Origin of the sequence: Nocardia amikacinitolerans NBRC 108937, from assembly GCF_001612615.1 — a bacterium.
GTDB lineage: Bacteria > Actinomycetota > Actinomycetes > Mycobacteriales > Mycobacteriaceae > Nocardia > Nocardia amikacinitolerans.
The window spans coordinates 136,125-151,486 of the sequence record NZ_BDAU01000083.1 but is presented as its reverse complement, the minus strand read 5'-3'; the positions used below and the strand labels follow the sequence as shown (position 1 = coordinate 151,486).

The following is a 15,362-nucleotide window of genomic DNA, read 5'->3' as shown; positions in this document are numbered from 1 at the left end:
ATCTCACCTACCGTTGTGCCGCGAGTTGGACTGTGCGGTGTGGGGCCCTGTGCTTGCGCCGGCTGCGAAGGCGCGGATGGCGGCTTCGATGGCTCCGATGCGGTCGGCCAGTAGGCCGAGTCCGCCGACGGCGCGAACCATCGGGTCGTCGGCGTCGCCGCCGAGGGCTCGTTCGCGCAGGTAGGCGGCTTTGACCTCGTCCCATCGGGTGGCCTGGGCGGGGGACGAGCGGCCCCGCAATTCTGCCAGCTGGAGCAGATTGGCTTCCGCGTCGGCGGCGAGGGCTTGCGCTTCGCCGGTGTAGTGGTCGTCGATGAGGGCTTCCAGTTCGTCGTCGTTCATGACGGGCACGATGCGTGCGGCGAGGGCGTTCATGTCGCGATAGGAGCCTTGGAGCCGGAACGGGGGCTTGGTGCGTGCGGCGTCGGCGGTCGCGGCGGAGGCGATATAGGCGCGGTTGGCGTCCAGCACAACTTCCTGGACCCGCAGCATCTTGCGCAACACCGAGGTGATGTCGGACAGTTCGGTGGGTGTGTACGGGTAGATGAGCTGGTCGGTGCGCGCGGTGTCGTCGCCGCGTGCGATGCGCAGGAGTAGTTCGAGGTCGCCGCGGTCGCGTGCGGACAGTGGTGCGAGAACGGGATTGGCGGTGAGCGCGTTCTCGAGGTAGCTGAGGGCGAACAGATCCTCCCGCCCGGACAGCACGTCACCGAGGTTCCACACGTCGGCGCGGTTGGCGAGCATGTCGGGGATGCGGAAGCGCGTGCCTTGCTCGGTGTAGGGGTTGCCGGACATGCAGACCGCGAAGCGCTTGCCGCGCAGGTCGTAGGTGCGGGAGCGGCCGTCCCACACACCTTCCATGCGGCGCTGACCGTCGCACAGCGTGATGAACTTCTGGAGCAGTTCGGGGGAGGTGTGCTGGATGTCGTCGAGGTAGAGCAGCACGTTGTTACCGAGTTCCAACGCGAAGTTGATCTTCTCCACCTCTTGGCGCGCGGTGGCGTTCGGTGCCGCCGCGGGATCGACCGAGCGCACCGCATGTCCGAGGGACGGACCGTTGACCTTGACGAAGATCATCCCGAGGCGCGCGGCCACGTACTCGATGAGGCTGGTCTTTCCGTACCCGGGTGGAGAGATCAGCAGCAGCAGCCCGGACTGGTCGACGCGCTCGCCATCGCCGGTCACGCCGAGCTGTTTACCGAGATTGTCGCCGATCAATGGCAGATATACCTCGTCGATGAGGCGGTTGCGCACGAATCCACTCGGCACGGTCGGTCGATACTCGTGCAGGCGCAGACGGTGTCGTTCCTCGGTGACCAACTCGTTGCGACGGCGCAGATAGGCGCGGAAGCCGGGGACGCGTTCGGTGCGGAAGCTGTAGGCGCGCGCGGTCAGGTCATCGATGCGGAAACTCATCGTGCGGTGCGTGATTCGCGGGTGGTCGCCGAGCAGCCCGGGTACGGTCGCGGTGAGTTCTGCCGCGCTCTCGTGTCGGATCACCTCGGAGCCGCACAGTTCGATCGCGACCGCCTCCGGCAGGTGCGTGGTGGTCTCGGCATCGTTGCCCGCGTGGTCGTCGAACGCGGTCAACCACGTCGTGACGAGCTGAAAGCGCAGTGGCAGATCGGCGTCCGAGGCCAGCAGATCCCGCTCGTAGTCCACCCTGGCGGTGGCGTGCGCACCCGCCAGATGACGGTGGAAACGATCAAGGAGTATTCGCGCGGCGCGAGCGGTGACGAAACCCGGCGGCGCGGTGGCGAGTTCCTCGAACAGATACGCGCCCGCCTGCTGCGGATCGACATCGGCGAGTTCGAGCCGACCCGCGAATTCCGCGATCGCCGCGGCGAGGTCCGCGCGCACCCGGGTGAGTGCCGCGGCATTCGCGAACAGGGTTCTGGCCGTCGCCATCGAGGTGATGCGGGTCGTCCACCGAGTACGGGTCGCGGTGTCGTGCGCCCCCCAGTCCACTCCGCCGAATCGCCACCACAATTGAGCGGCGGCGCGATCGGCGGGACGGTAGCGCAGCAAGCCTGCCCCGGCGCGCAGCCGCAGCAGGGCGGACAGGATCACGGTTGCGTCGTGATCGTGCACGCCGAGTTGGTAACCCTCGTCATAGCGGTGTTCGGCCGCACGGCGCACGAGGGCGGGCAGTTCACCGTCGTCGGCAGCGGCGTGCAGTGACTCGAGGCTGCCGTCGGCTTCCGCTTCGGCCAGCAGGGTGGTCGCGAGATATTCCGAACGGTAGAGTTGCTCGGTCTCGGAGACGAGCAGCTGCGACCAGAAAGGTGCGGTGTCGGCGAAGTCGCTGTCACGGACCGGTGCGCGATAGTCGGTGCCGGTGATGGAGTACACGACCGAATCGGCGTGCGGCACCAGCGCCACATCCATCGGCTGGGAGTCGACCGTGAAACGGTGCCGACCCAGTCGGATCGTCTCGCCGCCGTCGGTGTAGAGGTCCTGCCTGTCACGCAGCGCTCGAACTGCCTCCTGGCGCACCGTGCTGACGCGTCCGTCGAACTCCTCGGCACGTACGACCTCATCGATGGCGCGCAGTTCGGCGACGACCTCGCGGAGCCGGGCAGGCATCGGGTCCGCGGCGAAGTAGGCGTTCACCTCATCGGTCGATGTCAGTGTGGCGCACCGGCGTTCGATGCTGCGCAGCAGCCGTTGCGCCGACTCGGTCAGGCGCCCGGCCCGCTGCGACCGCTCGTCGACCAGAGCTTGCTTGCGTGCCGCGAACGCTTCGTGGATGTCTTCGCGCTCGGCCGCGAGTCGCACCGCGAAATCGTCCAGCTCTCCGAACCTGGCTTCCAGGTTCTCCACGGTCAGCAGGAGCTTCGCCACCTGATCGTCACAGGCATCGGGCGTGTCGGATATTGCCAGCGCGCCCGTTACCGCTTGCCCGAACAACGCGAACTCGGCGGCGAATTCCGCGCGTCCTTCCACTGTGGCGAGATCAGCGCGGCGGGCCTGGAGCGTGGCGCGAACCCGGTTGATGCCGGCGAGTGCGGTACCGAGGCTTTCCAGAATCCCGGTACGGACGGTCGCGTCGGCGATGCGCAGGCCCGAGACCACGTCGATGACCGTCCGCAGCGCGTCGGCCCGTTCGGTGAGCCACCGCCGGATCGGCTCGGCTTCGGCGGACGTCGCGATCGTCTCCGCACGCTCGGTCTCGGCGGCGATTTCACGCTGGAGCTCATCGAATGCCTTCGCATCGCTGAGCGCTTCGATCGCGCGATGCCCGGCGCCGACGAGCGCGGCCGATACCGTCGCGGTCAGTTCATCGAGGCGGGTCGTGTCGACGTAGCGCAGCTCACGCAGGGTTGCCAGCCGCCCGTGGGCTCGATGTAGCTCGGTGAGCTGCCCGACCCAGCCTTCTGCGGTGGTGTGTGCGGCCGTGTCGACGGTTCGCACCAGGTCGGCGATTTGGTCGGCGGCCGCCGCGACCGCGGCGGCGGCCTGTTCGGTCCGTGCGGTGACCTTCTCGAACTCGTCGAGCACCTGCTCGGCGGTGGCGCGCAGCGCGGCGAGCGGTCCGGCGACAGCGCCGAGGTCCGGGTCGGCCAGCCAAGGGTAGTGATCGGCGACGCGGACGCACGCCGCGATCATCGCCTCGAAGACCGCCGTGGCCGGCGCCATGTCGTCGGCCATGCGTGCCACCGACAAGCACTCGGAGATGCCGCGTACCAGCTCGGCGTTGCCGATTCGCGCCAGCGCCCCGGCTCCCACCGGCTGCCGCGCGGCGTGCACATCGGAGACGAACGGCGTCTGCCACAGCTGCATGGGATGCACTCGGGCCGGTTCGTCCGACAGTGCGCGGAAGACCACCATGGTGCCGTCATTGAACAACGAATATCCGTGGCAGGTGATCGGAGTGGAAACCCGCTTGGCGATCACGTTGTAGGGCAGCAGCAGAGTCCGGCCCTCGGCCCTGGCATGGAATACATACAGCACATCCTCACCGCTGGCGGCGCGCACGGTGCGCTCGTACTCCAGGTCGGTGACCGCGGTGTCGAAGGTCTTGTGCACACCGGTATCGAGGTAGTAGCCGCCGGGAAAGATGATGCCCTGCTCGTCGGGCAACAACCGGCACGACAACCCGATGCCATCGAGCCGCAGCACGCCCCTGGTTCGCGTATTGAAAACCAGGTAGCGCCAGTTGATTTCGTTGTAAGGGCGAATGCGTAGCAGGATCAGCACACCGACCCTCGCGTAGTGCACGTCGGCGTCGGCCAGACTCTGCAGCGGTTCCGCCACCGGCTCGCTGTAGATGCCCGATCCTGTCTCGGTGTCGTTCTCGACCTTGATGGTGAGGGTGCCGCCGAGCGTCTCGACGAACACCTCGTTCAGGATCGACAGGTGCGGATGCCTGCCGGGTACCTGGTCCGCGCGGGTGGTCTCGGTCCAGGTGAATTCGTGGGCGGCGGGAAACACGTGGTCGCGTTCACCGCGGTTGTCGAGGTAGCGCACCGAGTCGGGATTCTCGGTGCGCCAGCGCAGGACTTTGATGTCGTCGGTGCGCTGACCGGTCTGGAAGACGGCCAGCATCCGGCCCTCGGTCCTGCGCAGCTGGAGTAGGCGCGTCTGGCTGTAGTACCGATACAGTTCGGCGAAGTCGCGGTGGAATCGCGCGTCATCGAACAATCCCGCGGGGTCGACTTCCTCGAAACCGAACCAGGTCCCGTCCCGGCGGAACCGATGGACGGCGAACACGTCGCCGACCTCGGTATGTGGCTTCGACCCGATGAACACGTTGTAGCCGAAGACCATTCGCCCGTCCGGCAGTGCCACGATGTCGCGTGGCACGCAGTTGTGCTCGGTGCGGATCCGCTCGGTGCCCAGCAGCGTCATCTCGATACCGCCGAACTCCGCGATACGGCGGTCGTTGAGCTGTGTACAGCGCCGCGCCAATTCGCCCGACTGCTCGCGCAGCCGGGCCCGCAGCACCTCGTACGTGCCGCCGTCCAGGGCGGCGGCCGGGGCGGATGTCGCCACCCCGGCGTCCGCGTCCAGCTGCCGCGGCAGGTCGTCGCTCATTTCGCGAAGCTGACGTCGGAGGCACTGTCGCTCGACGCCGCTGGGTCGGAGCCGTTGCGGGCAAGCAGCGAGCCGACGACCGCGCTTGCCGCGGCACCGGTGTCGGTGTGCAGCAGCCGATCCAGGCCCTTGCCGAGACCGATCGAACCCACGAGCCGGTCCAGGAACACCGACTCGCCGCCGACGATGTCGATATTGGCCTGCTCGAGACCCGTTGCCAGCACCTTGGCCTGCGCTGCGGCGACCTCCCGATGCGCATGCACCTTGGCCAGTTCGACCTCCTTCTCGAGTTCCAACCGCAGCCGGTATTCCTCGTGCTCGCGAGTCGCGTCGTCGAGCGCCGCCATCGCCGCGGCCTTGTCCTCGAGGCCTTCGGCCTCGCCCTTGAGCTTCTCGCGCAGCCCCTCGGCCTCGGCCAGGTTCCGCTCCCGCAGCGCGGCGGCCTCGGCACGACCCACCTTTTCGATCGCGTCCGCCTCGCGCTCGCGGACCTGCGCCTGCCCGAGACCGTAGGCGGCTGACTCGGCCTGGGACGCCTCGGCGAGCCGGATCTTGGCCCGCGCCTGCAACTCGGCGGCCTGCTGCTCGGCCTCGGCCAGCGTCAGGGTCTCCTTGGCCTTGAATCTCGCCGCCGCCTCGGCCGCCTCCGCGGCTTTGATGTCCTTGACCAGATGCTCTTGGGCGTCGGCCTCGGCGCGGATGACGATGGCTTGGCGTTCGCGCTCGGCAGCCTCCACCGCGCGCAGGCGGTTGATCCGCTCCTCCTGTTCGGCGACGGTCTTGTCGACCGCGACCCGCTCGCGCACCACCTCCGACACCGTGCGGCGTTCGGTCTCGAGTTCGCGCTCGTTGGCGATCTGGGCCAGTGAGACCGCACGATCACGGTCGGTGACTTCGAGCAGCCGATCCTTCTCGATTCGTTCGGATTCGATGGCGATGACTCGCTCGCGGTTCTTCTCCGCGACCGCGATCTCACGGTCCTTGTTCTGTTCCTGGATACCGAGCGCTTCCTCGGTCCGCAGGAACGCGGTCCGAGCCTTGAGCCGCTCCTCGGCTTGCACCCGCAGGATCTCGGCGTCCTCCCGGGCGCGCAAGGTCTCGACCTCGCGACGCTGCCGGTTCTCCGCGTCGGCCTGCTGACGTTCCAGCTCGAGCACGGCCTCGCGCGCTTCGACGTTCTGCCGGGTGATCTCCTTCTCTTCCTGGCGGCGGAACTCGTTGGTGCGTACGTGCTCGATCGCGGTCAGCTCGGTGATCTTGCGAATACCCTGGGCGTCGAGGATGTTCTGGGCGTCCAGCTGTGTCAGCGGCGTCTGCTCGAGGTAGTCGATCGCGGCGTCCTCGAGACTGTAGCCGTTCAGGTCGGTGCCGATGACCGCGATGATGCGATCGCGGAACTCGTTGCGCTGGGTGTACAGGTCGACAAAGTCCAAGTGCTTGCCGACGGTCTTGAGCGCCTCGGAGAACTTCGCGCTGAACAGCTCCTGCAACGTCGCCTGGTCGCTGGCCCTGGTGGTCCCGATCGCTTGAGCCACCTTGATCACGTCCTCGACGGTCTTGTTGACCCGGACGAAGAAGGTGATGCGGATGTCGGCGCGGATGTTGTCGCGGCAGATCAGCCCATCGCGACCGACCCGGTCGATCTCGATCGTCTTCACCGAGATGTCCATGAACTCGGCCTTGTGCAGCACCGGCAGCACGATCGCGCCGGTGAAAGTGACCTCCACCTTCCGCATCTTCGAAATGATCAGCGCACGGCCCTGACTGACCTTCTTGAACAGTCGGCTCACCAGAAACAGGCCGGCGAGCGCCACGAGCAGAACCAGCGCCAGCAGTACGCCGAAGCCCAGTGCGATGGTAGACATCAGATCCCCTCCGTTGCGGCCACCCAGAAGGCTCCGGTGGCCTGGTCGTAGTCGAGAACGACAGCAGATTCCCCCTGCGCGAGGGGAGCGGTCGCGGCATGCACGAAGCTCTGCCGGACCTGGATGATCGCCGACGAGCCGTCGGCGCAGGTGAGTTCGGCCTGTCCGAACTCCGCATCGACACGGCGGGTCCGAATCACGCACACCCGACCGATGAAATCCTGCCGCGATGGCGGGACCGGTTGGCGGAAGAAGCGCCGGAGCGGGATCACCACCACACGGGTTCCCTGGACCGCTGCCACGACAGCCGCGATCGATACCGCGATACCCGCGGCCATCGCGGCGGCTCCACCGAGATCGACAGCTCTGATCGCCACAGTCCCCACCAGACTCGCGAACCACGACAGCGAAACCAGCCCGGTCACCGCGACCGTCGCGGGCACGCCGCCCACGCCGAGCGCGTCGAAGCCGTCCGCTGCCCAGTCGGTTTCGCCGCTGCCGACGCCATCGAACGCGTCCACTTCGGTGGCGCCGACCAGGACGAGCAGCCAGTACCCGAGCACGACGAGCAACGCGAAGGTGAACAGTGCGGTGGGAAACGTCAGTGTCGCAGCGAGGAACTCACCCATACGACGGTGAGATCGTCGGTAGCGCTCCCGAATCTGGGCGCCATCCGCGAAGATCACCACATTGATCGAACCGCCTGTGAACAGCGCGGCGGAAAAGCACGACAAGCACCGTTGATTTCCCCTCGTCAGCCGAAACCCCCAGGCCCGAACAGGCCAGGTTGTGCCGACCAGACTTCCCGGCGCTCCTATCCGTAAGAATGCCGTAAAAGAATAACTGCCGCAACCGAATTGGCCGACGCGAAGCGTTCCCGGAATAAATGCCCGAGCAGGCGGGGAATCGCTGCCTCGAACTGGACGCCTGCCCAGCCCGCGGGGACCATGGTGGTCAGGCAGCCAGGTCGGCGGCCGAGGTGGAGACCGAGTGGGTTGTCCCGCACGGTCGTCGCCATACCGGCCGCATCGTCAGCGCTCGGCCGATGTCGAGGTCGTTCGGCGGATGCTCGGGCATAGGACCGCCGCGTGGACTCGATCGGTACAGGCACCTGTTCCCGGATGATCTGAACACCGTCGCGGCGGGCATGGACGCCGGAGCGCGGGCACAACACCAAGCGGTTCCCAAAGAATCAATCGCGAGCAACCCACCCAACGCAACCACCCACACGGGGGTCCGGGGGGCGAAGCCCCGCCGGGCGGGGCCTAGGGGTTGCGCCCCCAGATAAACACGAACACCAATGCCCCGGCGCAGCCGCGAAGCGCGCAAGCAGGGCTCACCCAGCATTGGTGCCGAGTGTGGGACTCGAACCCACACGTCCTTTCGGACAACGGTTTTTGAGACCGTCGCGTCTGCCAGTTCCGCCAACCCGGCGCACCGGTTGTGAACTATAGCGGGTCGGTGCGGCCTTCCGCGAACGGGTTGCCGTGTACGCCACAGTTTCCTCTTTGCGCAGGGTATATGCGTTGTGAGCCGAACTGAAAGGTACTCTCTACATCACTCGACAGCGTGCAGGGTGGGGCGAGACCGGTTGGTTGGGTCTCGGCCCATTCGCGCGTGTCGGGACAGGCATCGGAACCAGAGGGGCATACCTATGAGTGAGCGCAGCGAGCGAATCCTGTGCCAGCGCGCAGTGCGCATGCCGGAACCGAGCGGCAGCGAGGTGAAGGCATGAGCACTAACGCAGCAGGGGGCGCCGGCACGAAGAAGGACGCCGGTGCGAAGCGGGTCGTCGTCGCCGAAGACGAGGCGCTCATCCGGATGGACCTGGTCGAGATGCTGACCGAAGAGGGTTATCAGGTGGTCGGCGAGGCGGGCGACGGCCAGCAGGCGGTGGATCTCGCGGTGGAGCACCGGCCCGATCTGGTGATCATGGATGTGAAGATGCCGCGGCGTGACGGTATCGACGCCGCCGCCGAGATCGCGTCGAAACGTGTTGCGCCGGTGGTCATTCTGACCGCGTTCAGTCAGCGTGACCTAGTGGAGCGGGCGCGCGACGCGGGCGCGATGGCGTATCTGGTGAAGCCGTTCACCAAGTCGGATCTGGTGCCCGCGATCGAGTTGGCGGCGAGCCGTTTCCACGAGATCACCGCGCTGGAGGGCGAGGTCGCGAATCTGGCCGACCGGCTGGAGACGCGCAAGCTGGTGGAGCGGGCCAAGGGTGTGCTGATGCAGACGCAGGGGTTGTCCGAGCCGCAGGCTTTCAAGTGGATTCAGCGGACCGCGATGGATCGCCGGACTACCATGAAGGCGGTCGCCGAGGTGGTGCTGGAGAACCTGGCGCCGAAGTGATGCGCCACCCCTCGGGTCGATGTGGGCTGGAAAGATTTACGCGCCGGAAACGCGATCGCCAAAAAGAATTCGCCACGATGTCGTCCGCATGATGCGAATGTGATGCGGATCTAACGTGCCGACGCTATGTTCTGACCGGGCTGACGTGGTCGGCCTCCTCGGATTGCCGGGGGAGCACAGGACGTAGAGGTGAGACGTGCTTAGTTCGACATGGCGCAGTCGTTCGACGCGGGGTGTATTGGTCATCGGTGCGGCCGCGGCGCTCGCGCTGACCGGGTGCAGCGACAAATCCACCGACAGCGGCTCGGACGCGACCGGCGCCGGTTCGGGAGGCCTGTCCATTCAGCCGGTCATGCAGGTGGACACGGCGGGCAAGGAAGTGCCGAAGACCGACCCAGCGAAGGCGGCCGACCCGGCGGGTGACGGCAAGGCCACCTGTGCTCCCGGTACCGCCGTCGCCATGGCGGGCGCGCTCACCGGCCCGGACGCCGCGCTCGGCATCAACATCGTCAACGGCGTGAAGCTGGCGCTGGATCAGCACAACAAGGCGAATCCGGGCTGCAAGATCGAGCTGAAGCAGTTCGACACCGAGGGCGATCCGCAGAAGGCGACCCAGGTCATCCCGCAGATCGTCAACGACAAGTCGATCATCGGCCTGGTCGGCCCCGCGTTCTCCGGTGAGACCAAGGCGACCGGCCAGATCCTGAGCGACGCGGGCCTGGTGGCGGTGACCTCCTCGGCGACCAACGCGACGCTGACCCAGAACGGCTGGACCACCTTCTTCCGCGGCCTGGCCAACGACGACGTGCAGGGTCCTTCGGTGGCGAAGTACCTGGTCGGCACCGCGAACTACAAGAAGGTGTGCGTGGTGCAGGACAACACCGATTACGGTGTCGGCCTGGCCAAGAGCGTCACCGAGGGCTTGGGCGCCGCCGCCGATCCGGCGTGCGCGGCCAGCATCAAGAAGGGTGACAAGGACTTCTCGGCCACCGTCACCAAGATCGCGGCGGCGGCGCCGGACGCGGTCTTCTTCTCCGGCTACTACGCCGAGGGCGCGCCGCTGGCGCAGCAGCTGAAGTCCGGTGGCGTGAAGGCCGTGTTCGTCGGCCCGGACGGTGTCAACGACCCGCAGTTCATCTCGCAGGCGGGCAGCGCGGCCAAGGGCGCGAACCTCACCTGCCCGTGTGGCCCGGCTCCGGAGAAGTTCGCCAAGGACTACGAGGCGCTGAACGGGCAGGCGCCCGGCGTGTACTCGGTGGAGGCCTACGACCTGACCACCATCCTGGCCAAGGGTATCGACGGCGGTAAGGTCACCCGCCCCGATCTGCTCGAATTCGTGCGCTCCTACGACGGGCCCGGTCTGGCGCGTAACTACAAGTGGAGCCCGAACGGCGAATTGGCCAACGCGCAGATCTGGATCTACGAAGTCAAGTAAGTACCGCGAACCGAGCACGTACGGGGGTGCCCGTGACGCCCCCGTACGTGCTGTTTCATGAGGGGCACCGGGTGAGGGCGTTTTTCGAATGACAGCATCAGCACTGGCCGGCGTGGCATACCTCGCCGACGGTTCGATCGACTTCGACTATCAGGGAGTGATCGATCAATTCTGGCGACTGACCGTCGACGGAGTTACCTACGGTTCCATCTACGCCTTGGTAGCGGTGGGCTATACCCTGGTCTACGGCGTACTTCGGCTCATCAATTTCGCCCATTCGGAAATATTCATGTTGGGCATGTTCGGTCAGTTGATCGGACTGATGCTGTTCGGTTTCGCCGCCAGCCCCGATGTCTACAACCAGGGCGTGCTGCTGACGGTCGTCTACATCGGTTTGGCGATGATCGTCGGCATGTTGGTCTCCGGCGGCGCTGCGGTCGGACTCGAGCGGGTCGCCTATCGCCCGCTGCGTAAACGCGGAGCCAAACCGCTGGCCTTCCTGATCACCGCGATCGGCATGTCGTTCGTGATCCAGGAGTTCGTGCACTTCATCCTGCCGAAGATCAATCCCGATCTCGGCGGCACCAACGCCCAGCAGCCGATCCAGCTCGTCGAGCCGACGGTGCAGTTCAGCTTCAGCGGCGCCGACGTCACGAATATCGCGATCCTCATCGTGGTCGCCGCGGTGGTGCTCGCCATCGCCACCGAAATGCTCATCAACAGAACGAAATTCGGCCGCGGCATCCGCGCCGTGGCGCAGGACCCGGACACCGCGACGCTGATGGGCGTCTCGCGGGAGCGGGTCATCATGCTGACCTTCCTCATCGGCGGTGTGCTCGCTGGCGCGGCGGCGACGCTGTACGCGATCAAGATCCCGCCCGCGATCATCTACTCGGGCGGCTTCATCCTCGGCATCAAGGCGTTCAGCGCCGCGGTGCTCGGCGGTATCGGCAACCTGCGCGGCGCGCTGCTCGGCGGCCTGATCCTCGGGATCGTCGAGCAGTACGGGCAGATCCTGTTCGGTATCGAATGGCGCGACGTGGTCGCCTTCGTCGTGCTGGTCGTGGTGCTGATGGTCCGCCCGACCGGCATCCTCGGTGAAAGTCTCGGGAGGGCCCGCGCATGATCGACTCGACCAAGACCCCGCAGCGCCAGGGCGTCGGCGACGCGCTGCGCACCTGGTGGGAGGGACTGTCCCGGCCCGCCCAGTGGGCCGTCGGCGTGCCAGCGATCATCGCGCTCGCGCTGCTTCCGCTCTTCCCACCCCCGATCCTGGACACCCCCGCCTACAACTTCGGCCTCGTCATGGCCGAGGTCGCGATGTTCGCGCTGATCGCCATCGGCCTGAATGTCGTTGTCGGACAGGCGGGTCTGCTCGACCTCGGCTACGTCGGCTTCTACGCCATCGGCGCCTACACGGTGGGCCTGCTCACCAGCCCGAACAGCCCGTGGAACCAAACCGACGGCGGCTGGCTCGACCCGGAATGGGCGTGGCTGGCGTGTCTGCCGATCGCCGTCGCGGTGACCGCGATCTCGGGTCTGATCCTCGGCTCGCCGACGCTGCGGCTGCGCGGCGACTACCTGGCGATCGTCACGCTCGGCTTCGGCGAGATCGTGCGACTGCTCGCCGACAACCTGCACGAGCTGACCAACGGCAGCCTCGGGCTCTCGGGCGTGGCGTACCCGCATGTCGGTGAGTCGACGGAGAAGCCGAACGGCGTGTTCTCCGCGGGCAATACCGGCGACCCGGACAGCGCCAACCTGCTCGACCGGGCCAGCTACGGCACCTACTGGTTCTGGCTCGGCATGGTGCTGGTGATCATCGTGCTGCTGATCGTCGGCAACCTGGAGCGCAGCCGGGTCGGCCGCGCCTGGGTCGCCATCCGCGAGGACGAGGACGCCGCCGAGATCATGGGCGTGCCGACCTTCAAGTTCAAGCTGTGGGCGTTCCTGATCGGCGCCGCGGTGGGCGGTCTGTCCGGCGCGATGTACGCGGGCCAGGTGCAGTTCATCAACCCGACCGGGTTCAACATCATCAACTCGATGCTGTTCCTCTGCGCGGTGGTGATCGGCGGCCAGGGCAACAAGCTCGGGGTCATCTTCGGCGCGTTCATCATCGCCTATCTACCCAAGCGGTTGACCTCGGTGCAGCTGGTGGACAACGAGTCGACCGGTTACGTGCTGCTGATCATCGACGTGGTGCTGTTCGTCGGCCTGCTGGTGCTCTGGCGGTACAAGGGCCGCACATTCGGTATCTGGCCGCGCCGCGGATTGATCACCGGCATGGTGTTCACGGGCGTCATGGCGGCGCTGCTGCTCGGCAGCGTGCTGCTGTTCCGCAAGGGCGGCGCCCAGTCGCTCGGCGACCTCAAGTATCTGTATTTCGGAATCGCGTTGGTGGTGATGATGATTCTGCGGCCGCAGGGTCTGTTCCCGGCCCGGCAGAAGCTGCTCACCTACGGCAGGCAGGTGTACCAGGCCGTGCGCAGACCCACGGTGGGCGAACCGATCGGAGCGGGGAAATGACCGGGCCTGGCGCGGGCGACGCGCTGTTCGACAACGAGGACATGGCCGCGGGCTATGCCGCACCGCCGGAGCCGGAGAAGAGCGCGGGCGAGGTCGACGTCACCGCGGTGCTTCCGGAACTCGGCGACAAGGAAGCCGTCGCCGAAGTCGTCGCCCCGCATCGGGAAATCGAGACCGAGGTCGGCGCCCCGCTGTTGAAAACCGAGGGCCTGACCGTGAAGTTCGGCGGTCTCACCGCGCTGGACGACGTGAGTTTCGAAATCCGCCGCGGCGAGATCCTCGGGCTCATCGGTCCCAACGGTGCGGGCAAGACCACCTGCTTCAACGCGATCACCGGCGTGTACAAGCCCGCCTCCGGGCTGGTGTACTTCGACGGCAAGCCGCTGACCAAGACCAAGCGCAACGCCATCACCCGGCTCGGCATCGCACGCACCTTCCAGAACGTGCGGCTCTTCGGCGAGATGACCGCGCTGGAGAACGTGGTGGTCGGCACCGACGCCAGACACAAGACCTCGGTGCCGGGCGCGGTGTTCCGCAGTCCGAGGCACCGGCGGGAGGAGCGCGACGCCATCGAGCGCGGGATGGCGCTGCTCGAATTCGTCGGCATCGCGCCACGCGCGGTGGAGAAGGCGCGCAACCTCTCCTACGGCGATCAGCGCCGCCTGGAGATCGCGCGCGCACTGGCCACCGAGCCGAAACTGCTGTGCCTGGACGAGCCAGCCGCCGGGTTCAATCCCAGCGAGAAGTCGGCGCTGATGGACCTGATCCGCAAGATCCGCGACGACGGGTTCACCGTGCTGTTGATCGAGCACGACATGCGGCTGGTCATGGGTGTGACCGACCGGATCGTGGTGCTGGAGTTCGGCCGTAAGATCGCCGACGGACTGCCGGGCGAGATTCGGGAGGATCCGGCGGTCATCGCGGCCTATCTCGGCGTGCCGGATTCGGAGGTCGAATCCGGTTCCGCCACAGGGGTTTCAGGCGAGTCCGAGTCTTCCGCGGGCGGTTCCGATACGGAAGCAACGTCTTCCGCTGGCGAGGGCGAAGCAGGCTCTGACGCGCAGGCAACGTCTTCCGCGGACGAGGGTGCAGCGGGCTCCGATGCGGGGACAACGTCTTCCGCGGACGAGGGCGACGCAGGCTCCGATGCGGAGGTCACGTCCTCCACGGACGAGGGCGAATCCGATTCGGACGCGGGCGAGGCGACCGGGAAGCCACCGACCACCCCGCCCGGCGCTGGACCCGCGGTGAGCGTGCGGAAGGAACCGGGCGACCAACCGGCGACGCCTCCCGAGCGCGACTTCAGCGACGCGCCCGCACTGCTCGAGGTCGACGACATGGTCGTCAACTACGGCAGAATCCAGGCACTGCACGGTGTTTCGCTGCGGGTCGCGGAGGGCGAGCTGGTCACCTTGCTCGGCGCGAACGGCGCGGGCAAGACCACCACCATGCGCGCGCTGTCCGGGCTGCTGCCCTTGGCGCGCGGGCGGATCAAGTTCGAGGGCCGCGACATCACCACGATGAAGGCGCACGAACGGGTGATCGGCGGGCTGATCCAGGCGCCGGAGGGCCGGGGCGTTTTCCCCGGCATGACGGTGCAGGAGAACCTCGACATGGGTTGCTACGGGCGGACTTTCGCGCAGAAGTCCGAGTATCAGCAAACCTTGGATTGGGTGTTCGAGCTGTTTCCCCGGCTGCTGGAGCGGCGCAAACAGGTCGGCGGCACGCTCTCCGGCGGCGAGCAGCAGATGCTCGCCATCGGCCGCTCGCTGATGGCGCGCCCCCGCCTGCTGCTGCTCGACGAGCCGTCGATGGGCTTGGCGCCCATGGTGATTCAGCAGATCTTCCGCATCATCGCGGAGATCAACCGGCAGGGAACCACGGTGCTGCTCGTCGAGCAGAACGCCCAGCAGGCGCTGGCCCGCAGCGACCGCGCCTACATCCTGGAGACCGGCGGCGTCACCAAGACCGGAAGCGGCAGCCAGCTGCTCACCGATCCCGCGGTGAAGTCGGCGTACCTCGGCGTGGGATAAGGTGCCCCGCCGGGTTGGGGGCTGTGGACGGCTTGCGTTCGGCTAGACGACCGTCCACGCCTTCGCAACCACCTCCGGGGCGAGTCTTACGAGCCCGTTCGCGGCCGTCTCGCT

The 15,362-nt window shown here is 66.9% G+C and carries 8 protein-coding genes, 1 tRNA gene and 1 pseudogene; 6 read left to right on the top strand and 4 right to left on the bottom strand.

The genetic code is table 11. The features are described 5' to 3' along the window. Positions 1-3: 3 nt before the first annotated feature. The 4 genes from NAM01S_RS33235 to NAM01S_RS33220 all read right to left on the bottom strand — a co-directional run bounded on the left by NAM01S_RS33235 (position 4) and on the right by NAM01S_RS33220 (position 8,336). Entirely contained in the window at positions 4-5,037 is a 5,034-nt protein-coding gene (locus NAM01S_RS33235) for a DNA repair ATPase (protein ID WP_067793244.1), read from the bottom strand. After that, complete coding sequence (locus tag NAM01S_RS33230) at positions 5,034-6,902, bottom strand: SPFH domain-containing protein (RefSeq protein WP_169810946.1); 1,869 nt, start codon at positions 6,900-6,902, stop codon at positions 5,034-5,036. The genes NAM01S_RS33235 and NAM01S_RS33230 overlap by 4 nt, the downstream gene beginning before the upstream one ends. Continuing rightward, positions 6,902-7,531, bottom strand: coding sequence for a hypothetical protein (locus tag NAM01S_RS33225; RefSeq protein WP_067793243.1), 630 nt, complete (start codon positions 7,529-7,531; stop codon positions 6,902-6,904). Before NAM01S_RS33225 ends, NAM01S_RS33230 begins: the two co-directional genes overlap by 1 nt. A 718-nt stretch (positions 7,532-8,249) precedes the next feature. Beyond that, positions 8,250-8,336, bottom strand: a tRNA-Leu gene (locus NAM01S_RS33220). Between the two features lie 297 nt (positions 8,337-8,633). Here NAM01S_RS33220 and NAM01S_RS33215 point away from each other — a divergent pair. From NAM01S_RS33215 to NAM01S_RS36915, 6 genes and pseudogenes are all read left to right on the top strand, one after another. Then, entirely contained in the window at positions 8,634-9,254 is a 621-nt protein-coding gene (locus tag NAM01S_RS33215) for an ANTAR domain-containing response regulator (protein ID WP_067793242.1), read from the top strand. A gap of 358 nt (positions 9,255-9,612) precedes the next feature. Beyond that, complete coding sequence (locus tag NAM01S_RS33210) at positions 9,613-10,689, top strand: branched-chain amino acid ABC transporter substrate-binding protein (protein WP_245910675.1); 1,077 nt, start codon at positions 9,613-9,615, stop codon at positions 10,687-10,689. 88 nt (positions 10,690-10,777) lie between these two features. Continuing rightward, a complete protein-coding gene (locus tag NAM01S_RS33205; RefSeq protein WP_067793240.1) occupies positions 10,778-11,815 on the top strand; it encodes a branched-chain amino acid ABC transporter permease in 1,038 nt (345 codons plus the stop codon). Further along, positions 11,812-13,215: a branched-chain amino acid ABC transporter permease gene (locus NAM01S_RS33200; protein WP_067793236.1), complete on the top strand. Its 1,404-nt coding sequence runs from the start codon at positions 11,812-11,814 to the stop codon at positions 13,213-13,215. Before NAM01S_RS33205 ends, NAM01S_RS33200 begins: the two co-directional genes overlap by 4 nt. Next, positions 13,212-14,168 (top strand): annotated as a pseudogene (locus NAM01S_RS36920) (ABC transporter ATP-binding protein); the annotation flags it as partial. The gene NAM01S_RS33200 and the pseudogene NAM01S_RS36920, both read left to right, overlap by 4 nt. Positions 14,169-14,552: 384 nt before the next feature. Continuing rightward, positions 14,553-15,248 carry an ABC transporter ATP-binding protein gene (locus NAM01S_RS36915; protein ID WP_245910676.1) on the top strand — a complete coding sequence of 232 codons (696 nt, stop codon included), beginning with the start codon at positions 14,553-14,555 and terminating at the stop codon, positions 15,246-15,248. The last annotated feature ends 114 nt before the right edge of the window (positions 15,249-15,362 follow it).

Bases quoted from the DNA above. Each gene is read 5' to 3' on its own strand.
- NAM01S_RS36915 (WP_245910676.1), top strand. From the start codon at position 14,553: ATGGTCGTCAACTACGGCAGAATCCAGGCACTGCACGGTGTTTCGCTG.
- NAM01S_RS33200 (WP_067793236.1), top strand. From the start codon at position 11,812: ATGATCGACTCGACCAAGACCCCGCAGCGCCAGGGCGTCGGCGACGCG.
- NAM01S_RS33225 (WP_067793243.1), bottom strand. From the start codon at position 7,531: ATGGGTGAGTTCCTCGCTGCGACACTGACGTTTCCCACCGCACTGTTC.
- NAM01S_RS33235 (WP_067793244.1), bottom strand. From the start codon at position 5,037: ATGAGCGACGACCTGCCGCGGCAGCTGGACGCGGACGCCGGGGTGGCG.
- NAM01S_RS33230 (WP_169810946.1), bottom strand. From the start codon at position 6,902: ATGTCTACCATCGCACTGGGCTTCGGCGTACTGCTGGCGCTGGTTCTG.
- NAM01S_RS33205 (WP_067793240.1), top strand. From the start codon at position 10,778: ATGACAGCATCAGCACTGGCCGGCGTGGCATACCTCGCCGACGGTTCG.
- NAM01S_RS33215 (WP_067793242.1), top strand. From the start codon at position 8,634: ATGAGCACTAACGCAGCAGGGGGCGCCGGCACGAAGAAGGACGCCGGT.